This is a genomic window from Streptomyces sp. NPDC048057 (genome assembly GCF_040653095.1).
GTDB lineage: Bacteria > Actinomycetota > Actinomycetes > Streptomycetales > Streptomycetaceae > Streptomyces.
Map to the genome: position 1 here is coordinate 107,870 of NZ_JBEZNF010000027.1, position 18,117 is coordinate 125,986.

Annotated in this window: 14 protein-coding genes; 11 read left to right on the top strand and 3 right to left on the bottom strand. The window is 70.4% G+C overall.

Annotated elements, in window-relative coordinates; translation table 11 throughout:
- Positions 1-134 precede the first annotated feature (134 nt).
- The 5 genes from AB0E05_RS28210 (at position 135) to AB0E05_RS28230 (ending at position 5,936) form a co-directional block, all read left to right on the top strand.
- Positions 135-1,160 carry a pyridoxal-phosphate dependent enzyme gene (locus AB0E05_RS28210; protein WP_361968465.1) on the top strand — a complete coding sequence of 342 codons (1,026 nt, stop codon included), beginning with the start codon at positions 135-137 and terminating at the stop codon, positions 1,158-1,160.
- Positions 1,161-1,250: 90 nt separating this feature from the next.
- Positions 1,251-1,802 carry a serine O-acetyltransferase EpsC gene (gene epsC, locus AB0E05_RS28215; RefSeq protein ID WP_361968501.1) on the top strand — a complete coding sequence of 184 codons (552 nt, stop codon included), beginning with the start codon at positions 1,251-1,253 and terminating at the stop codon, positions 1,800-1,802.
- A 51-nt stretch (positions 1,803-1,853) separates the two neighbouring features.
- Positions 1,854-3,134: an MFS transporter gene (locus AB0E05_RS28220; protein WP_361968467.1), complete on the top strand. Its 1,281-nt coding sequence runs from the start codon at positions 1,854-1,856 to the stop codon at positions 3,132-3,134.
- Positions 3,135-3,321: 187 nt separating this feature from the next.
- On the top strand, positions 3,322-4,668 hold the full coding sequence (locus AB0E05_RS28225) for a hypothetical protein (RefSeq protein WP_361968469.1): 1,347 nt from the start codon (positions 3,322-3,324) through the stop codon (positions 4,666-4,668).
- Positions 4,669-4,901: 233 nt separating this feature from the next.
- Positions 4,902-5,936, top strand: coding sequence for a UDP-N-acetylmuramate dehydrogenase (locus tag AB0E05_RS28230; RefSeq protein ID WP_361968471.1), 1,035 nt, complete (start codon positions 4,902-4,904; stop codon positions 5,934-5,936).
- On the opposite strand, the gene AB0E05_RS28235 is transcribed toward AB0E05_RS28230, so the two are convergent.
- The 3 genes from AB0E05_RS28235 to AB0E05_RS28245 are packed head-to-tail and all read right to left on the bottom strand — an operon-like array spanning position 5,923 to position 8,934.
- Positions 5,923-6,810, bottom strand: coding sequence for an ABC transporter ATP-binding protein (locus AB0E05_RS28235; protein ID WP_361968473.1), 888 nt, complete (start codon positions 6,808-6,810; stop codon positions 5,923-5,925). The two genes, AB0E05_RS28230 and AB0E05_RS28235, sit on opposite strands and share 14 nt — an antisense overlap.
- Positions 6,811-6,853: 43 nt before the next feature.
- Positions 6,854-7,951 (bottom strand): iron chelate uptake ABC transporter family permease subunit, encoded by a 1,098-nt coding sequence (locus AB0E05_RS28240; RefSeq protein WP_361968475.1) that lies wholly within the window; start codon positions 7,949-7,951, stop codon positions 6,854-6,856.
- The gene (locus AB0E05_RS28245) at positions 7,951-8,934 is read right to left on the bottom strand and encodes an iron chelate uptake ABC transporter family permease subunit (protein ID WP_361968477.1); all 984 of its coding nucleotides are present in this window, start codon (positions 8,932-8,934) and stop codon (positions 7,951-7,953) included. The genes AB0E05_RS28240 and AB0E05_RS28245 overlap by 1 nt, the downstream gene beginning before the upstream one ends.
- Before the next feature lie 182 nt (positions 8,935-9,116).
- On the opposite strand from AB0E05_RS28245, the gene AB0E05_RS28250 reads away from it, so the two are divergent.
- The 6 genes from AB0E05_RS28250 to AB0E05_RS28275 all read left to right on the top strand — a co-directional run bounded on the left by AB0E05_RS28250 (position 9,117) and on the right by AB0E05_RS28275 (position 17,991).
- Positions 9,117-10,121: an ABC transporter substrate-binding protein gene (locus tag AB0E05_RS28250; RefSeq protein ID WP_361968479.1), complete on the top strand. Its 1,005-nt coding sequence runs from the start codon at positions 9,117-9,119 to the stop codon at positions 10,119-10,121.
- A 122-nt stretch (positions 10,122-10,243) separates the two neighbouring features.
- Positions 10,244-11,257, top strand: coding sequence for a helix-turn-helix transcriptional regulator (locus AB0E05_RS28255; protein ID WP_361968481.1), 1,014 nt, complete (start codon positions 10,244-10,246; stop codon positions 11,255-11,257).
- Positions 11,258-11,493: 236 nt separating this feature from the next.
- On the top strand, positions 11,494-12,735 hold the full coding sequence (locus AB0E05_RS28260) for a multidrug effflux MFS transporter (RefSeq protein ID WP_361968483.1): 1,242 nt from the start codon (positions 11,494-11,496) through the stop codon (positions 12,733-12,735).
- Positions 12,736-12,850: 115 nt separating this feature from the next.
- Positions 12,851-14,068 (top strand): cytochrome P450, encoded by a 1,218-nt coding sequence (locus AB0E05_RS28265; RefSeq protein ID WP_361968485.1) that lies wholly within the window; start codon positions 12,851-12,853, stop codon positions 14,066-14,068.
- Between the two features lie 31 nt (positions 14,069-14,099).
- Positions 14,100-15,944, top strand: a complete 1,845-nt coding sequence (gene asnB, locus AB0E05_RS28270; RefSeq protein ID WP_361968487.1) for an asparagine synthase (glutamine-hydrolyzing) — start codon at positions 14,100-14,102, stop codon at positions 15,942-15,944.
- A 517-nt stretch (positions 15,945-16,461) separates the two neighbouring features.
- Positions 16,462-17,991, top strand: coding sequence for an alanine/glycine:cation symporter family protein (locus tag AB0E05_RS28275; protein WP_361968489.1), 1,530 nt, complete (start codon positions 16,462-16,464; stop codon positions 17,989-17,991).
- Positions 17,992-18,117 lie beyond the last annotated feature (126 nt).

Here is an 18,117-nt window from a genome sequence, read left to right on the forward strand (position 1 = left end):
GACAGGCCCTGGCTCGTGAACGACCGTCCGCCCGTGCACGACGCACCACTGCACGGAATGGACCGCGCTGACCGATGCACCGATGCACCGATGCACTGACGAATCGACCGATCGACGAAGGGACCGTGAGCCCCATGGCAGCACGACCTCCGCACATCGAACTCTCCGTGACCGAGCCGCTGGATTCCCCCGTGGACGAGACCACGGCGCTCGCCCGCTATCCGTTACTCCGTGAATTCCGGGCCACGCTGGGCGGCACCCCGCTCGTCGAGGTGCCCGGCCCGCCCGGCGGGGCGAAGATCCTGGCCAAGTACGAGTTGCGGAATCCGACCGGCTCCGCCAAGGACCGTCCCGCGTACTCCATGCTCTGCCGCGCGGTCAACGAACACAGCGGCAAACAAGGCCCGTTGAAGCTCATCGACTGCTCGGGCGGCAACATGGCCCGCGCCCTGACCGGTCTGAGCAGGCTCACCGACATTCCCGTACGGGCCGTGATGCCGGACTCGGTGCCGCAGAGCCTGCTGACGCACCTGTCCGAAGCGGGATGCGCCATCGACCTGGTGCCCGCCTCCGAGTTCCCCCTCGCCATCATGCAGCGCGCCTCGGAGATCGCCGAGGAGGACCCGACCTGGACGCTGCTGGCCCAGCACCGGAACATGGCGAACGTCGCCGCGCACCAGTTCTTCACCGGCCGGGAGATCGTGGGGCAGCTCGACGGCGCCCGGGCCCGCGCGGTGGTGGCCGCGGTCGGCAGCGGCGGCATGCTCGCCGGTGTCGCCCGAGCGCTGCGCAGCGTCTCCCCCGACCTCGCCATCGTCGGCGTCACACCCGCCGAGCTTCCGTACGGCACGCCCGAACCCCCCAATTCCGAGCCCAAGTTCGCAGGGGCCGGCGGACTGACCTACGGCATGCTCCAACCGTTCGTGGAGAAACTCCTCCCGGAGTTCGAGAGCGCCCAGGTGTCGAACTCCGAAGCGATGCGCGCCATGTACGACTTCTGGCAGGCGACCGGCACCAGGATCGGTTCTTCGGCCGGTGCGAGTTGGCTGATCGCTCAGGAGCAGGCGAAGAAGCTCGGCCCCGACGACGTCGTCGTCACGGTCTTCGCGGACTCCGGCTCGAAGGAGAGCTGGGAGAAGGTAGAAAGCATGGGGAACTGAGGAATGCTCATCTCCGAGCCCGACCGGAAACCGAAGGCGAACGCCGTGCCGTTCGGCGCCCGGCGCGCCGGGAACGGCCCGCTGGCCCGCATGCGCGAGGACGTCGAGACCGTTTTGGCCCGCGATCCCTCGATCGCCTCCCGGGCGGAGGCCGTGCTCCATTCCACGCTGCCCGCACTGTGGATCCATCGCGTGGCGCACCGTCTGTACCGGCGGCGGCACCGGATCGCCGCCCGGGTGCTGACCAACGGGGCCCGCGTGCTGACCGGTGTGGAGATCCATCCGGGGGCCCGCATCGGCCGGCGGCTGTTCATCGACCACGGCACCGGCGTGGTGATCGGCGAGACCGCCGTGGTCGGTGACGACGTCACCATCTACCAACAGGTCACGCTGGGTGCCGTCGGTTGGTGGCGGGACATGCTGCGGCCCAGCGGCGAGCGGCGTCACCCCCAGGTCGGCGACCGCGTCACGCTGGGCACGTCCGCCACCGTGCTCGGGCCGCTGACCATCGGGGACGACGCGCTGATCGGCGCGCAGGCACTGGTGCTGGACGACGTGGCGGCAGGCCAACGCGTCCTGGGCGAACCGACCGTCGGCCGCCCCCGGAAGAGATCGGGAATCCACCGGGCCGACAGCGCCTGAGCGGCGCCCCGACCCGTGACCTCCACGACCGACGAAGGACTCCTTCCTCCCATGACTTCCCCCGGCCGCACCCGTTGGGCCATCGGCTCGCTCCTGGCCGGCGGAATCGTCGTCAACTTCTTCGACCGGGCGGTCCTGTCCGTGGCCAGTACCCCGCTGGCACAGGAATTCGGCTTGAGTCTGAGCGAACTCGGATGGGTGCTGGCCGCGTTCAGCTGGTCCTACTGCCTGGTCCAGCTCCCTTCCGGTCTGCTGGTCGACCGCATCGGGGTGAAGTGGCTGAACCGCGTCACCGTGCCGCTGTGGGCGGTGGCGAGCCTCGTTCCGGCCGTGGCGTCCGGCCTCGGACCCGTCATCTTGGCCCGCGTGCTGTTGGGCGTGGCCGAGGGGCCGTCGATGATCAGCGCCGCGAAGGCGACCGCGTTGTGGTTTCCCCAGGTGGAGCGGGGCAGGGCCACCGCGCTGTTCGACGGCGCGACGAAGGTGGCGAACATGCTCGCCTTCCCGGTGCTGGCGTGGGTGATCAGCACCTGGGGGTGGCGGGCGGGGTTCCTGTTCACCACCGCCTTGAGCGTGGTGTTCACCGTGGCGTGGTGGTGGGGGTACCGCGATCCGGCCGAGCGGCCCCCGTCACCCGGCGCGGATCCCGGCGGCGCCGGGGAAGGGCAGGCGGCGCACGCGTCGGCGGGCGCATGGCGGAAGGTGTTGCGGTCCCGCCGCATCTGGGCGATCTGCCTGGGCTTCGCCTGCTACGGCTACACCATCAACGTGGTGCTGACCTGGATGCCCGTGTTCTTCCAGCAGCAGTTCGACGTGACGCTGGGTCAGGCCGGGCTGTACGCCATGGTGCCGTGGCTGGTGGCGGCCGTCGCCGAATTCGTCTTCGGCGGTTGGCTGGTTGATCGGTTGGTGCGGAACGGCCGGGGTGTCATCGCGGCCCGGAGGCCGGTGCTGCTGGGCGGCCTCGCGTTGGGCGCCACCATCGGCTTCGCCGGGTGGGCCGGATCGCCGCTCGCCGCGGTGTTCTGGATGTCCCTCTCCCTCGGCGGTCTCGCCGTGGCCGCGCCGGTGGCGTGGAGCCTGCCGGGTCTCCTCGCACCGCCGCACGCGATCGGCGCGGTGGGCGGACTGATGAACTTCGCCAATACGGCGGCCACCACCGGAGGGGTGTTGCTGACCGGCTGGCTGGCCGAAATCACCGGATCATTCGGCGCCCCCTTTGTGTTCGCCATCACATTACTGGCCGCGGGGGGTGCGCTTTACTGGAGGGCACTACGACCGGAACGCCTACCCACCGCCCGCGCCGCCGAAGTCAACACCGCATTCAAGTGAATCCTGCGTCAAAATATCGGCCACCGTGCCCTAAAACCTCAATATCGACCCCCGTCGCGCCGCCCATCACTACGAGATCGTGACCATGTCATTCCCCGCTTGAAAAACGGGCACTCTCGGTAGGACGATGGACCGGATTGCGTGACCACCCCACACTCCGGGACCGAGACGGGGGAGACGTCAGTAGATGCACAATCCTTCTCTCTTAGCCGAGTGCCTGTATCGGCTGTCCTGGTCCCCGGACCGACTGGCCCGCGAGATCAACCGGGTGTGCGGTGCAGGCACCATCAGCGCCAAGGCGCCGTACAACTGGCTGAAAGGGGCGTGCCCGCGGCACGTTCTGCCCCGGGTGGTCTCGGACATCCTCACCGAGCGGTTGGGAGAACCCGTACCCCTGCACGCGTTGTGGCCCGACAAGTTCCCCGCGCCGCCGCCGGGACTCGACGAGTACCGGAAGTCGGATGCACTGGCCGGGCCGCCCCCGCCCGGGTCCGCACGCCAGCGGACCCCGCCGTCGTCGATCACCGCGGCGGACCACGACCCGGTCACCATGGCGTTGGACTGGCTGCTCAACCGCGACGCCCCGCCCACCGCCCAGCTCCGCGGCGAGGGCATCGACGCCGTCCTGCTCGACCTCATCAGCGAGCGCATCGCCCAGTTCCGGCGCCTCGACGACGACCGCGGCGGCCGGATGCTGCTCGACTGGGCGGCCCAGGACCTGCGGTGGACCGTCCGGCTCGTCGGCGCCTGCTCGTACGACCAGGACACCGGCGTCCGGCTGCACCGGCTCGTGGCGGAACTCGGCCAGATCGTCGGCTGGATGGCGGTCGACCTCGGTGACGAGACCCACGGCAGGCTCTATCTACTCCAGGCCCTCAAGTCCGCGCGGTCCGCGGGCGATCGCGCGCTCGCCGCGCACATCATCTCCTGCCTCAGCTACCAGGCCGCCTGGCACGGCCGCGGCGAGGAGGCACTCCGGCTGATCCAGATCGCCCGCCAGGGCACCGCCGACCAGTCGCCGAGCCCGGGGCAGGCGCTGCTGGCCAGCCGGCAGGCCAGGGCCCACGCCTGCCTCGGCGACCTGGCCGGGTGCGAACGCGCCCTGGACGAAACCGCCGCCATCCGCGAGGCCATGGGCGATGCGGACGGGCCGGCCGGGGAGCGGGAGCCCTGGGCCTACTGGGTCACGCCCGCCGTGCTGGTGGGCGACGCGGGACGGGCCCGACTGGAGGCCGGCCGGCCCGCGCAGGCCGTTCGTGATCTGACCCACGGCCTGGAGCTCTTCGACGAGAGCCAGCCCCGCAACCGACTCCTGCACCACGCTTCACTGGCCCAGGCACGGCTGTCCCTGGGACAATGCGACGGTGCGGCGCAGGCCGCCGAGGCGGCGCTCCATCTCGCCGTGCAGGTGCCTTCGGCACGGTGTCACGCGCGCCTGGCGGAGCTGCGCAGCCTGTTCCAGCGCCACGACGCCTCCCGCGCCCGGCGGTTCGTCCAACTCGCCGACGACGTCCTGGGCCGTTCGCCGGGGTGAGGAGCGCTCTCCCCCGCCGGACGCCCGGGCCCGGCGGGAAAGGACGCTGGACACCGCGACGTCGCGCGGTCGGGCCATCGTGTGAAACCTCCGGTGGAGTCGACTCCGTTGGCCGAAACCCCTCCGTCAGGGGCTTCGTCCGTGCGTCACACCACCTGGCCGGAATGTCAGCCGGACGGGACAAGGCTCACCTGCATTCGTCAATTTTCCGCGTTGGTTTCCGAGGAGTCCCTATGCACGTCAGTTACGGGGTACCGCTGGCCCCGTTGACGACTCTTGGCATCGGTGGTCCGGCCTCTTCTCTGGCCGAGCTGCACGACCCCGCCGAATTCCCCGAGTTCGTCCGTGAAATGCGCCATTCACCCACGCCTCCGGTGTGTCTGGGCAAGGGCAGCAATGTCCTCGTCGGCGACCGGGGGTGCGATCTCCCCGTCCTACGGATCGCCACCCGAGGCATACGCATCATGGGCGCCATGGACGACGGACGGGTTCTGGTCGAAGTGCAGGCCGGCCATTCCCTGTGGGAGTTGGTGACGGAGCTGATCGACGAAGGTCTGGTCGGAATGGAGATGCTGGCCGGGATTCCCGGCACCACCGGCGCCACCCCCGTACAGAATGTGGGCGCTTACGGGCAGGAGGTGTCCGACACCCTGCGCAGCCTGGAGGTGTGGGACTGGAAACTCGGGCGCCGTGCCGTCCTGGACGCGAATGCGTGCGCGCTCGGCCACCGCACCAGCGTGTTCAAGAAGTCCCGGCGGTGGACCGTGCTGTCCCTGCTCTTCGCGCTGTGCCGGGACGAGTTGAGCACCCCGGTGACCTATCGCAGCGTGGCCGACGAGTTGGACGTGCCGCTGGGCAGCCGGGTGCCGCCGGCCGAGGCAGCCGAGGCGGTGCTGACGGTGCGCCGCAGGAAGGGCATGGTGCTGGACTCCGGCGAGCCGGACCGCCGTTCGACCGGCAGCGTCTTCTTCAGCCCCGAGGTCGGTGACCCGATGGCGACCAAGCTGCGCCGGCTCGGTGCGCCGGTGTCCCGCTTCCCGGACGGCTCCACCCGGGTCAGTGCGAGTTGGCTCATCCGACAGGCCGGCTTCGGCCTGAACGCGCCCCTCACCCACGGCGTCCGCATCTCCTCCGTGCACTACACCCTCGTCGCCGACGACGGGGCCAGTGCGGCCGGATTCCGGGAGGCGGTCGGCATCGTGCTGCGGCAGGTGCTCCACCGCACCGGCGTCCTGCTGACTCCCGAGATCGACTTCATCGGCGAGTGACCGCATCGGCTTCGGGCGCGGCAGTCCCGGGTGCAGAACTCCCGGGTACGGCAGTCCCTGCCGCGGCGGTCTCCACCGCGCAGTGATGACGACCGATGGGAACGACGAGCGGCGTACCGGATGCCGGGTCCGCGACGACGTGGCAGTCCATGCCGAAGACCGTGCGCATCAGCTCCCCGGTGACGATCCGGGTCGGCGGGCCCTCGGCGACGATCGTGCCGCCCTTCATCACCACGATCCGGTCGGCGTAGCGGCAGGCGAGGTTGAGGTCGTGCAGCACCGCGACGACGGTGGTCCCCTCCCGCCGGTTGAGGTCGGTCAGCAGGTCCAGCACTTCCACCTGGTGCGGTACGTCGAGGAAGGTCGTCGGCTCGTCCAGCAGCAGCAGACCGGTGCGCTGGGCGAGCACCATCGCGATCCACACGCGCTGCCGCTGCCCGCCGGAGAGCTCGTCCACCGGGCGTTCGGCCAGGTCCACGGTGTCGGTGACGAGCAGGGCCTGCGCCACCGCTTCCTCGTCCTCGCTCCCCCACCGCCGTAGCCAGCTCTGGTGCGGATAGCGCCCCTGGCTGACCAGTTCGCTGACCTTGATGCCCGCTGGCGCGACCGGCGTCTGCGGCAGGATGGCGAGGGCCTCGGCGACCTGACGGGTCGACATCTTGCGCAGGTCCCTGCCGTTCAGGGACACCGCGCCCGACGTGGGGCGCAGCAGCCGCGCCAGGGCGCGCAGCAGGGTGGACTTGCCGCAGCCGTTGGGGCCCACCACCATCGTGACCTCGCCCGGCGGGACGTCGAACGACAGCCCTTTGAGCACCTGTCGCCCGCCGTACCCCAGCCTGACGTCCTCGGCCCGCAGCACGTGACGTTCACTCATCCGTTCCGGTCCTCCCCGGTCCTTCGTCTCTTGCCGTCGGCGGTCAGCCCACTTGCCCCGAGCGGTTGTTGGTGGCCAGCATGAGGAGCAGGTACGGGGCGCCCGCGACGCCCGTCATCACGCCCACCGGCAGCTCCGTGGAATCGAAGAGGTGCTGGCCGATGAAGTCGGACACCGGCATCAAGACCGCGCCCACCAGGGTCGCGGCCGTCAGGGCGGGGCCGCGACCGCGTTGCAGTACGCGGGCGATCGGCGCGCTGACCAGGGCCACGAACGGGACCGGGCCGACCGCCGCGGTCGCCACGGCGGCCAGGGCCACCGCGACGGTGAGCAGCGCGAGGCGGCGGGCCTCCACCCGTACACCGAGCCCGGCCGCCACCTCATCGCCGAAGCGCAGCGCGCCCAGTGAGCGGGAGAGCACCGCCGTCGCGACCAGCAGCGGGACCAGGCACAGCGCGACGGTGTTCGCGTGCGGCCAGGAGCGACTGCTGAGGCTGCCCGTCAGCCACTCCAGCGCCCGCTGGGCGGTGATGACGTGGGCGGTCGTCATCAGGTACGAAATCAGGCTGGACAGCACCGCCGCCACGCCGATGCCGACGAGGACGAGGCGGTAACTGCTCATCCCGTTGCGCCAGGCGAGCAGATAGATGAGGGCGGCGGTGACCAGGGCGCCGACGAGCGCGCCGACGGAGACCGCCAGTCCGCTCAGTCCGAGGATCAGTACGCACACCAGGGCCGCCGCGCTGGCCCCCGAGGTGATGCCGATGACGTCCGGGCTGGCCAGCGGGTTGCGCACCAGGCTCTGGAAGAGCGCACCGGACAGACCGAACGCCGCGCCGGTCAGGACGGCGGTCAGCACCCGCGGCAGCCGTACGTCGAGGACGAAGAACTCGCTCTCCCACGCGGCCGTGCCGAACAGCGAGCCGGTGAGCGAGCGGACGACGTCCGCCACCGGTACGTCGAACTCGCCCAGCGTCAGCGCGGCGATGAAGGCGCCCAGCGCGGCGAGGGCGAGGGCGGCCGCCACGGTGGCCGTACGCCTTCGGTCGCGGCGGCGGGCCGCAGCCACGATCTCGCGCGCGGCCTCCAGGGCCGCCGGCTCCTGCGCCGCGGACGGCGCCGTCACGGTGCTCTCGCTCATCACAGCTCCACCATCGTGCGGGCACGGACCAGCAGGATGAACACCGGGGCGCCGATGATCGGCGTGATCAGCCCGACCTGGAGTTCGGAAGGGGGTATGGCCACCCGGCCGACGACGTCGGCCGCGAGCAGCAGACAGGGCGCCAGGACCATCGAGTACGGCAGTATCCAGCGGTAGTTGGGCCCGGTGATCAGGCGCGCCAGGTGCGGCACGGCGAGACCGATGAAGGCGAGCGGACCGCACATCGCGGTGGCGGCGCCGCACAGCAGGACCACCGACAGGGCCGCGAGCGCCCGGCCGCGGCCGACGTTCTGGCCCAAGGAGCGCGCGGTGTCCTCGCCGAGCGCCAGCGCGTTCAGCATCCGTCCGGACACGAGCGCCAGCGCCGCGCCGACGGCGACGAAGGGCAGGGCCTGCACCACGACCGTGCCGTCCCGGCCGGACAGGGAGCCCACCCGCCAGAATCTGAACTGGTCGAAGGTGTCGGTGTCGATCAGCAGGATCGCCGTGGTCAGCGACATCAGTGCGGCGCTCACCGCGGCTCCGGCGAGCGCGAGTTTCACCGGTGTCGCGCCGCCGCGGCCCAGCGAACTCACGGCGTAGACGAGGAAGGCCGCCAGCGCGGCGCCGACCAGGCCGAACCACAGGTAGCCGGAGACGGCGGTGATGCCGAAGACGTTGATGCCGACGACGACGAAGAGCGCGGCGCCTGCGTTCACCCCGAGGATGCCGGGGTCGGCCAGCGGATTGCGGGTCACGCCCTGCATCACGGCCCCGGCCAGTCCCAGCGCGGCTCCCGCGACGATGCCGAGGGCGGTGCGGGGCAGCCGTAATTCGCGTACCGCGAGGTGGTCCACGTCGCGCGGATCGAAGTGGAGGAGCGCGTCCACGACCGTGCTCAGCGGGACGGCACGGGTGCCGATGCTGGTGCTGACGGCTGCCGCCGCCACGAGGGCCACCAGGGCGACGCCTAAACCGGACACCAGCCTGGCCCGACTGCTCCCCACGGCTCACGACCCCATTTCCCCTGGTGACGCACGGTATTGCCGCCATCACGGCAGCCTCAACTTGGGTAAGGCTAACCTTAGTTGCTGTTCGCGTCGAGCGATCATTCGATCGCTCGAACGACTTTGCCCCGAAAGCACCCGTGGACTTGAGGAGACCCATGCAGCTCCCGCTCGGCCGTCGACGGCTTCTGACCGCCGGTGCCCTCGGACTCTTCACCCTCGGCGCCGGGGGTTGTTCCCCGCCGACCGCCGACCGCCGCCGGACCGGTCCTGGCGAAGACGCCGGCTGGAGCTTCACCGACGACACCCGGCGCACGATCCGGCTGGAGCGCCGCCCCCGGCGCATCGTGGCCTACGCCTCCGCGGCAGCCGCCCTGTGGGACTACGGGATCCACGCCGTCGGCGTCTACGGCCACATACGGAAGAAGGGCGGCGGCACCAACGTCAGCATCCTCGGCGAGGTGAACCCGGACGAGGTGACCGCGGTCGGCAACATCTCGGGCCACATCAGCGTCGAGCGGTTGGGGCGGGTGCGCGCGGACCTCATCGTCGACGTCCTCCAGTACGGCCGCCAACAACTCGACGCCAACAACCTGCCGCTCGCCAGGAGACTGCTCCCGATCCTGTCCATCGAGGTCTACGGGGCGGAGGTCGACACCGCCGTGGGGCGCTACGCCGACCTCGCGGCCGCCCTCGGCGTCGACTTCGACACTCCGGAGCTGCGCCGCGCGAAGGCGACCTACACCGCGGCGCGCGAGAGCGTGCGCCGGGCCGCCGCGGCGAAACCGGGCCTCCGGGTCGCGTGCGCCTCGGCCGACCAGGACGGCATCCGGATCACCAAGACCGGATTCGCCGCCGTCGCCGACTTCCTGAGCCTCGGACTGGACGTCATCAAACCCACCGGCGGCGGCGTCTACGTGGAGAAGCTCTCCTGGGAACTCGTCGACCGCTACCCGGCCGACCTCATCCTCCTCGACGTGCGCGCCAGCAGTCTCCAGGCGAAGGACCTCGACAGCAACGCCCTGTGGCGCAACCTCCCCGCCGTGCGCACCGGTCGGCTCGGCCCGTGGAACCCCGAACCCACCCTCAGCTACCCGGGCATGACCAAGGTGTACGAGTCCCTCCTCCGGTCGCTCGACGGCGCCCGGCCGGGCATCGCCTGACCGGACCTCGGCCGACTCGGCATCAACTGGCCGGACGGCGACTGGCCGTGGCGCAGCGGGCCGGGAGAAGCTGACCAGGGAGGAGATGCGCAGGGAACTAAGGGAAGGCTAACCTTCATACCGTGACCCGGGTTCACCAGCTCGCCGGCGCAGCCGGTTCCACCGCGTTGAACGCGACCTACGCGGCGTACTACGCGTCGATCGCGCAGGCCGACGCGGGCCCCGACGGCACCGTACGGCACCGACTCCGCCCCGAGGTCGGGGACGGCACGATCGAGGTGACGCCGCTGCGGAGCGGGTTCCACATCGTCCGTTACGACGTCGCGTTCACCGGCGGGCACCAGGTCCGCTACACCTTCCCCGGCGACAACTTCGAGCTGGAGCACTGCGTGGACGGGCGGATGCAGGTCCGGGAGGCCGACGTCGGCACCGGCGACCTGAGCGCCGGCTCGGTGTCGCTGAGCCCCTGGTGCCCCACCGAGGGGCTGATCGCGCACGACGCCGGCGAGCGCTACCGGGCGGTGTCGATCGCCGGGAGCTGGACCGGTCTCGACTTCTACCTCGAAGGTCTCGGCGCGGGCGCCATGTCCGCCATCGGGCCGGAGCGGGTCGCGCGGGAGAGCTATCTCGGCGGCTCCCCGGCGCTGCGTCCGGTGGCCGGACCGCTGGAGGAGCTGTTCCTGCACCGGCGCTCGTCCCCGGGGCGCCTGCTGTTCATGGAGTCGCGGTTGGTGGCGGCGCTGGCCGCGATGATCGACGGGCTCACCGACGCCGGGTCGGGCGCTGACGACGGGGAGCCGGCGCTCGCCGATCACGAGGTGGCCGCGTTGCGCCGGGTCCCGGGCCTGCTGTGGCGCGAGCGTCACGCACCGCCGACGCTGGCCGAGTTGGCACGCGCCTCGTCGATGTCGGTGCGCCGGCTCACCGCCGGGTTCCGGGCCCTGTACGGGATGCCGGTGATGGAGCACCACCGGCGCCGCTGCCTCGACCGGGCCGCGACCCTGCTCGTCGAGACCGACTGGCCGATGGCCCGGATCGCCCACGAGGTCGGCTACGCGTCGGCGAGCAATTTCGGCTACGCCTTCCGGCGCGACCGGGGCACGACCCCGGCACGGTTCCGGCGCGCCCGCCATTGACCGGGTGCGTACCCGCCTCTGACCGGGTGCGGGTACGCACGACTGACCGGGTGCGGGTGCAGCACGACCGACCGCGCGCCGACACCGCACCGCGCACCGCGCTCCACATTCCCCGGTCCCCCGCTCCACACCACCGCGTGCTGACGGCGCTGATCATGGGACAGGCAGCGCGGTGGAGGCCCCGGCGCACTCCCATCCACGACTGCCCCCACGGCAGGACGCACGGATGGAGACCGATGACCGCCAGCAACAGCACCAGCACCGCGACTGCTCAGAGCGGCACGGGGCGTCTGATCGTCGTCCTCGGCGGACTCTCGGCGGTGTCGCCGTTCGCCATCGACATGTACGCGCCCGGCTTCCCCGAGATCGTCGACTCGTTCGCCACGTCGAAGACCTCCGTCCAACTCTCCCTGACGGCCTGCCTCATCGGGCTCGCCCTCGGGCAGATCGTCCTTGGACCGGTCAGCGACGCGGCGGGCCGGCGCCGGCTGCTGCTGGCCGGGTGCGGGCTGTTCAGCGTGTTCTCCCTGGTCTGCGCCGTCGCCCCGAACATCGCCGTGTTCGACGCTGCGCGGCTGTTGCAAGGCGCCGCCGGCAGCGCGGGGATCGTCATCGGGCGGGCCGTGGTCAGCGACTGCTTCACCGGCACCCATGCGGCCCGCCAGCTCACCACGCTCAGCGTGATCGGGTCGACGGCGCCGATCCTGGCGCCGGTGGCCGGCGGGCTCATCCTCGACGTCGGCTCGTGGCGGCTGGTGTTCGTGGCGCTGGCCGCGACCGGAGTGCTGCTGATGCTCGCGGTCTGGGCCTGGGTCCCGGAGTCGCTGCCGGTCGAACGGCGCCGCACCGGTGGGCTGCGGTCCGCGCTCTCCGCCATGGGCGGCCTGCTCCAGCGCCGCGAGATGGTCGGCTACCTGCTCGTCATGGGCCTCGGGCTGGGCGCCCTGTTCGCCTACATCACCGGTTCGCCGTTCGTCTTCGAGGACGGCTACGGCCTGTCTCCGACGGAGTACAGCCTGGTCTTCGCGACCAACGCGGTCGGCACCGTGGCGGCCGGGACGATCTTCGCGCGGCTGGCCGGGCGGGTGCGGCTCAATGCGCTGCTCTCCGTCGGCGTGGCCGTCACCGTCGTGTCCCTGGCCGTCCTGGTAGCCCTGCTCGCCGTGGGCGTCGACGCCATCGCCACCACCTGGGCCTGTCTGTTCGGCCTGACCTTCGGGATCGGGCTGCTGCTGCCCGCGGCGACCACCATCATCCTCGCGGTCGGCAGCGACGCCCCCGGCGCCGCCTCCGGCATGCTCGGAGGCTCCCAGTTCGTGCTCGGCGCCGCCGCCGCTCCGCTGCCCGGCGTGCTGGGCGACACCACCGCCATGTCGACGGCCGTCGTGGTGCTGGGCTGCGCCGTCCTCGCGGGCTTGGCGTTGCTCGTGCTCGCCCGCCCGTGGCAGGGCCACGGCGAGCCGGCCGCCGAGTCCTGAGTCAGCGGGGCCGCGCTCCTCGACGTACCGCGGTCGACGGGCCCGAAGCCCACGACGCCCCGGGGCGTACCCAGAACGAGACGTACCGAGACGTACCGAGAAAGGGAGTTCCGAGATGTCCACGGCACGTTCCTCCACGGCCTCCGTCCAGCAGCTCGAAATCGCCCGCGCCTGCCCCTACTCCCCCAATCCCCAGCACGTCGATTTCCAGCGGGAGGGGCGCCCCGTCAAGGTCACCCTGGCCACCTTGAAACCCGGCGCGCCGGTCTGGGCGGTGAGCCGTCACGGCGATGTCCGCACCATGCTCACCGACGAACGGTTCAGCGCCGACCGGCAGGAGCAGGGGTTCCCGTTCCAGGTCGACGGACAGCCGGGGAACTTCCGCCGCACGATGATCTCCATGGACGGACCGGAGCACCGGGACGTCCGCCGTGCGGTGACCGGCGAATTCGCCCTGAAGCGCATCAAGGAAATGCGGCCGGACATCCAGCAGATCGTGGACGACTGCATCGACGGGATGCTGACCGGGCCGAAACCGACGGACCTGGTCGAGGCGCTCGCGCTGCCCGTGCCCTCCCTCGTGATCTGCGGCCAACTCGGGGTGCCCTACGAGGACCACGAGTTCTTCCAGAGCCGCTCCCACTCCCTGCTGCTGCGCGGGGTTTCGGCCGAGGAACGCCTACGGGCGCTCGACGACCTCCTCGACTACCTGAGCGACCTCATCACCCGCAAGGAGGCCGACCCGCCCGACGACCTCCTGGGCCGCCAGATCGTCAAACTGCGCGGGGCCGGCACGTACCGCCGCGAAGACCTGGCGCGCATGGCCTTCCTGCTGCTGGTAGCCGGGCACGAGACCACCGCGAACATGATCTCGCTGGGCACCATGGCCCTGCTCGACCGCCCGGACGACGCGGCGTTCTTGCGCACGAACCCGCAGGAGATCCCGGTCGCCGTGGAGGAGTTTCTGCGCTTCTTCACCATCGCCGAGTTCATCCCCACCCGCGTGGCCACCGAGGACGTCGAACTCGGCGGCTCCCTCATCGAGGCGGGGGACGTCCTGGTCGCGCTCGGCAACACGGCGAACCGCGATCCCGACGTCTTCCCCCACGGCGGCGAGCTGAACATCCGGCGCGGCACCCGCAACCAACTGGCCTTCGGCTACGGAGCACACGTGTGCCTCGGGCAGCACCTCGCCCGCCTGGAGCTGGAGATCGTCCACGAGACCCTGCTCCGCCGCATCCCCTCCCTGCGCTCCGCGGTGCCGACCGCCGAGCTGCCGTTCAAGAAGGACGCGGACATCTACGGCATCCACGAGTTCCCGGTCACCTGGTGACCGACCGACACGCGAAGAGAGCGAGGACGACATGTGCGGCATAACGGGTTGGGTGGACTTCGAGCGCGACCTGAGCGGTGCGTCCGGTGCGCCGGGCGCCCGCGGCACGCTCAAGGCCATGGCCGACACCATGGCCTGTCGGGGGCCCGACGCGGAGGGGTACTGGGCGGACACCCACGTCGGCCTCGGGCACCGACGGCTCGCGGTGATCGACCTTGAGGGCGGGGCCCAGCCCATGACCGTCGAGCACGACGGCCGCGCACTGACCGCCCTCACCTACAGCGGCGAGGTGTACAACTACCGCGAGCTGCGCGCGGAACTGCGCGCGCTCGGGCACCGCTTCCGCACCGAGAGCGACACCGAAGTCGTGCTGCGCGCCTATCTGCAATGGGACGTCGGCATGGCCGACAGGTTGAACGGAATGTTCGCCTTCGGCATCTGGGACGCCCGCAACGAAGAGTTGGTGCTCGTACGCGACCGGCTCGGCATCAAGCCGCTGTACTACCAGCCCACGGGAAGCGGCCTGCTGTTCGGTTCGGAGGCCAAGGCGATCCTCGCCCACCCCGACGTGCGCCCCGTCGTGGACCGGGACGGGCTGCGCGAACTCCTGTCGGGCGTCAAGACGCCGAAGCACGCGATCTTCCGCGGCATGCACGAACTCCTCCCCGGCCATCTGCTCCGCTTCAGCCGCACGGGGCTGCGCCTGCACCGCTACTGGGCCCTTGAGGCGCGCGAGCACACCGACGACCTGGACACCACCGTGCGCACGGTGCGCGCGTTGCTGGAGGACATCGTCGAGCGCCAGCTCATCGCCGACGTGCCCCTGTGCACCCTGCTGTCCGGCGGGATGGACTCCAGCGTGGTGACCGCCCTGGCCGCCCGCTCCCTCGCCCGGCGCGGGGGCGGACCGGTGCGCACTTTCTCCGTGGACTTCGCCGGGAACGAGCGGGACTTCGCCGCGAACTCGGTGCACAGCTCCCCGGACGCCCCGTTCGCCGCCGAGATGGCCAAGCACGTGGCCTCCGACCACACCAATTTGGTGCTCAGCCTGGAAGAACTCGCCGACCCCCGGACCCGGGCCGTGGTCCCGGCGGCCTACGACTCGCCCGCCGCGCTGCTCGGCGACGGATACGCCTCGCTGTACCTGCTGTTCCGGGCGGTGCGCGAGCAGTCGACGGTGGCGCTCTCCGGCGAGGCGGCCGACGAACTGTTCGGCGGATACGGCTGGTTCCACTCCCCCGCGCTGCGGGACGCCGGCACGTTCCCCTGGGTGGCCGCCGGCTACGACCTGATCCCCACGCTCTCCGGGCTGCTGGACCCCGGCTTGATCGCCGGGCTCGACATGGACGCCTACCGCGCCCAGCGCTACGCCGACGCCCTGGCCGAGGTGCCCGTACTCCCCGGCGAGGACGCGGCGCAGCGGCGGATCCGGGAGGTGACCTACCTCGCCCTCACCCGTTTCGTGCCGTTCATGCTGGACCGCAAGGACCGGATGAGCATGGCGGTCGGCCTGGAGGTCCGCGTGCCGTTCTGCGACCACCGACTGGTCGAGTACGCCTTCAACGTCCCCTGGGCGATGAAGACCTTCGACGGGAAGGAGAAGAGCTTGTTGCGGGCGGCGACCCGGGACCTGCTCCCGGAGAGCATCGCGGAACGCAAGAAGAGCGCCTATCCGATCAGCCACGATCCGGCCTACGACGCGGCGTTGCGCACCGAGTTCGACCGCTTGGCAGCCGACTCCAGCGCACCGGTGCATTCCCTGGTGGACCGCAGCGGCGCTCCGCGGCCGGAGGGGGTCGGCTGGCCGTCCCGTACCGGTCTGGAGTTCATGGTGCAGCTCAACAGTTGGCTGGAGACCCACGAACTGGACGTCTGACCAGGGCCTTCGGGCTGCTGGTCGTCCGCGCGCAGGGGGCCGGCCCGTCCGTGCAGACACCGGACGGGCCGGCCCCCTGCCGTCGTCTTCCGATACCGCAGCGAACTCCGCACAGCGGTGGTCCACCGCGCCACGAAGGTTAAAATAGGCCCCCTTAACCACCAATTGACCAAAACCCAAACTGTTTCGGGTCAAGGGGCACCCAACAAACATATTTCTGGATGCGGATGAAGATCGCATCACTCGTCCAACGTTTAATTAGTCACTCCCCCTCAATGTGACGTGCGTCACTAAAATGTGGGCAAGGGGCATGGTAGAAATGCCCAACTTCGCAGCTACCGGGCCCACTGATCGAGAGACCGGGCTCGATTCCCGCAGACAGCCCAGGGTGACCAATCATTCGAATTCACTGCGGGCGCCGCACCGGGATTTCGACGCTCACCCATATGCCCCACCGCACATCGAACGGCGGAGGCGCCATCACTCCGCCGTTCCCTGCGCCATTGAGGAAGCCAACGTGACACTCGACTCCATCACCGAGAACGTCGACGAATCCGTCAGTGGGTTCTTCGAACCCATAGCCACCCGAATGAGCGAGATCGTCTTCTACGCCGTGCCGGTCGGCGGGACGGACCTACCGCTCATCGTCGCCTGGTTGGTGGTCGCCGGTCTCGTCTTCACCTGTTGGTTCGGCTTCGTCCAGGTGCGCTCGTTCCGCCTCGCTCTCGACGTGGTCCGCGGCAAGTACGACGACAAGGACTCGGCGGGCGAGGTCAACCACTTCCAGGCGCTGACCGCCGCCGTCTCCGGCACGGTCGGACTCGGCAACATCGCCGGCGTGGCCGTCGCCGTCTCCATCGGCGGCGCCGGGGCCACCTTCTGGATGATCCTCTGCGGCCTCCTCGGCATGGCCACCAAGTTCGTCGAGGTCACCCTCGGCGTGAAGTACCGCGAAGTCCACGCCGACGGCACCATCTCCGGTGGACCGATGCACTACCTGCCCAAGGGCTTGGCCGACCGCTTCGGAAAGGCGGGCGGGGCCTTCGGCAAGGTCCTCGCCCTCCTCGCCTCGATCATGATCCTCTTCTTCGGGCTCTTCGGCGGCAACCTCTTCCAGGTCAACCAGTCCTACGCCCAACTCGTCTCGGTCAGCGGCGGCGAGGACGGCACGGTGGGCTCCTCCGCCGGCGCCCTGCTCTTCGGCATCCTCGTCGCCGCACTCGTCGGCATCGTGCTGTTGGGCGGCATCCGCTCCATCGCCTCGGTCACCAGCCGTCTCATTCCCGCGATGGCCGGCATGTACATCGTCGCCTGCCTCATCGTCATCCTCGTCAACATCACCGCCGTGCCCACCGCGATCCGCACGATCGTCGAGGGCGCCTTCGCCCCCGAGGGCGTCGCGGGCGGCGTGCTCGGCGCACTGATCATCGGGTTCAAGCGCGCCGCGTTCTCCAACGAGGCCGGTCTCGGCTCCGCGCCGATCGCCCACTCGGCGGTCAAGACCAAGCACCCCGCCAGCGAGGGCCTGGTCGCGCTGCTCGAACCGTTCATCGACACCGTCGTCATCTGCACCATGACCGCCCTGACCATCGTCATCGCCAACCCCGCCAGCTGGGGCGACGCCCGCGACGGCGAGTCCATCGGCGGCGTGACGATCACCTCGGACGCCTTCGAGACGGTGCTTCCCTGGTTCCCCTACGTCCTGACCGCCGCGGTGCTCCTCTTCGCGATCTCCACCGTGCTCACCTGGGGGTACTACGGCCTCAAGGCATGGACCTACCTCTTCGGCCGCAGCCGCACCAGCGAAATCACCTACAAGACCATCTACACGGTCTTCTCCATCGCCGGGTCCCTGCTCACCCTCCAGACCCTCATCGACCTGGCCGACGCGGTGCTCTTCACCCTCGCCGTCTTCAACATCATCGGCCTGTACCTCCTCGCTCCCGTCGTCAAGCGCGAACTGAAGGACTTCCTCGCACACGTCCGGGCCCGGAAGGCCAAGGGCACGGACAGGGACGACAAGGAGACGGCGAAGACGACCGTCTGAGACGCGGGTGAACGCGCCCGGCGCGGGCCCTCGGCTCTGATCGAGGCGGAGCAGTTCTACCGTCTGCAGGTCATGGCCGCCGCAGACAAAGTGCTTGAGCAGGGCGGCGGCAGTCTGAACTTTGAC

What these genes read in the sequence shown, in the direction of transcription:
- AB0E05_RS28210 (WP_361968465.1), top strand. Translation starts at nt 135, where the DNA reads ATGGCAGCACGACCTCCGCACATCGAACTCTCCGTGACCGAGCCGCTG.
- epsC (WP_361968501.1), top strand. Translation starts at nt 1,251, where the DNA reads ATGCGCGAGGACGTCGAGACCGTTTTGGCCCGCGATCCCTCGATCGCC.
- AB0E05_RS28220 (WP_361968467.1), top strand. Translation starts at nt 1,854, where the DNA reads ATGACTTCCCCCGGCCGCACCCGTTGGGCCATCGGCTCGCTCCTGGCC.
- AB0E05_RS28225 (WP_361968469.1), top strand. Translation starts at nt 3,322, where the DNA reads ATGCACAATCCTTCTCTCTTAGCCGAGTGCCTGTATCGGCTGTCCTGG.
- AB0E05_RS28230 (WP_361968471.1), top strand. Translation starts at nt 4,902, where the DNA reads ATGCACGTCAGTTACGGGGTACCGCTGGCCCCGTTGACGACTCTTGGC.
- AB0E05_RS28235 (WP_361968473.1), bottom strand. Translation starts at nt 6,810, where the DNA reads ATGAGTGAACGTCACGTGCTGCGGGCCGAGGACGTCAGGCTGGGGTAC.
- AB0E05_RS28240 (WP_361968475.1), bottom strand. Translation starts at nt 7,951, where the DNA reads ATGAGCGAGAGCACCGTGACGGCGCCGTCCGCGGCGCAGGAGCCGGCG.
- AB0E05_RS28250 (WP_361968479.1), top strand. Translation starts at nt 9,117, where the DNA reads ATGCAGCTCCCGCTCGGCCGTCGACGGCTTCTGACCGCCGGTGCCCTC.
- AB0E05_RS28260 (WP_361968483.1), top strand. Translation starts at nt 11,494, where the DNA reads ATGACCGCCAGCAACAGCACCAGCACCGCGACTGCTCAGAGCGGCACG.
- AB0E05_RS28265 (WP_361968485.1), top strand. Translation starts at nt 12,851, where the DNA reads ATGTCCACGGCACGTTCCTCCACGGCCTCCGTCCAGCAGCTCGAAATC.
- asnB (WP_361968487.1), top strand. Translation starts at nt 14,100, where the DNA reads ATGTGCGGCATAACGGGTTGGGTGGACTTCGAGCGCGACCTGAGCGGT.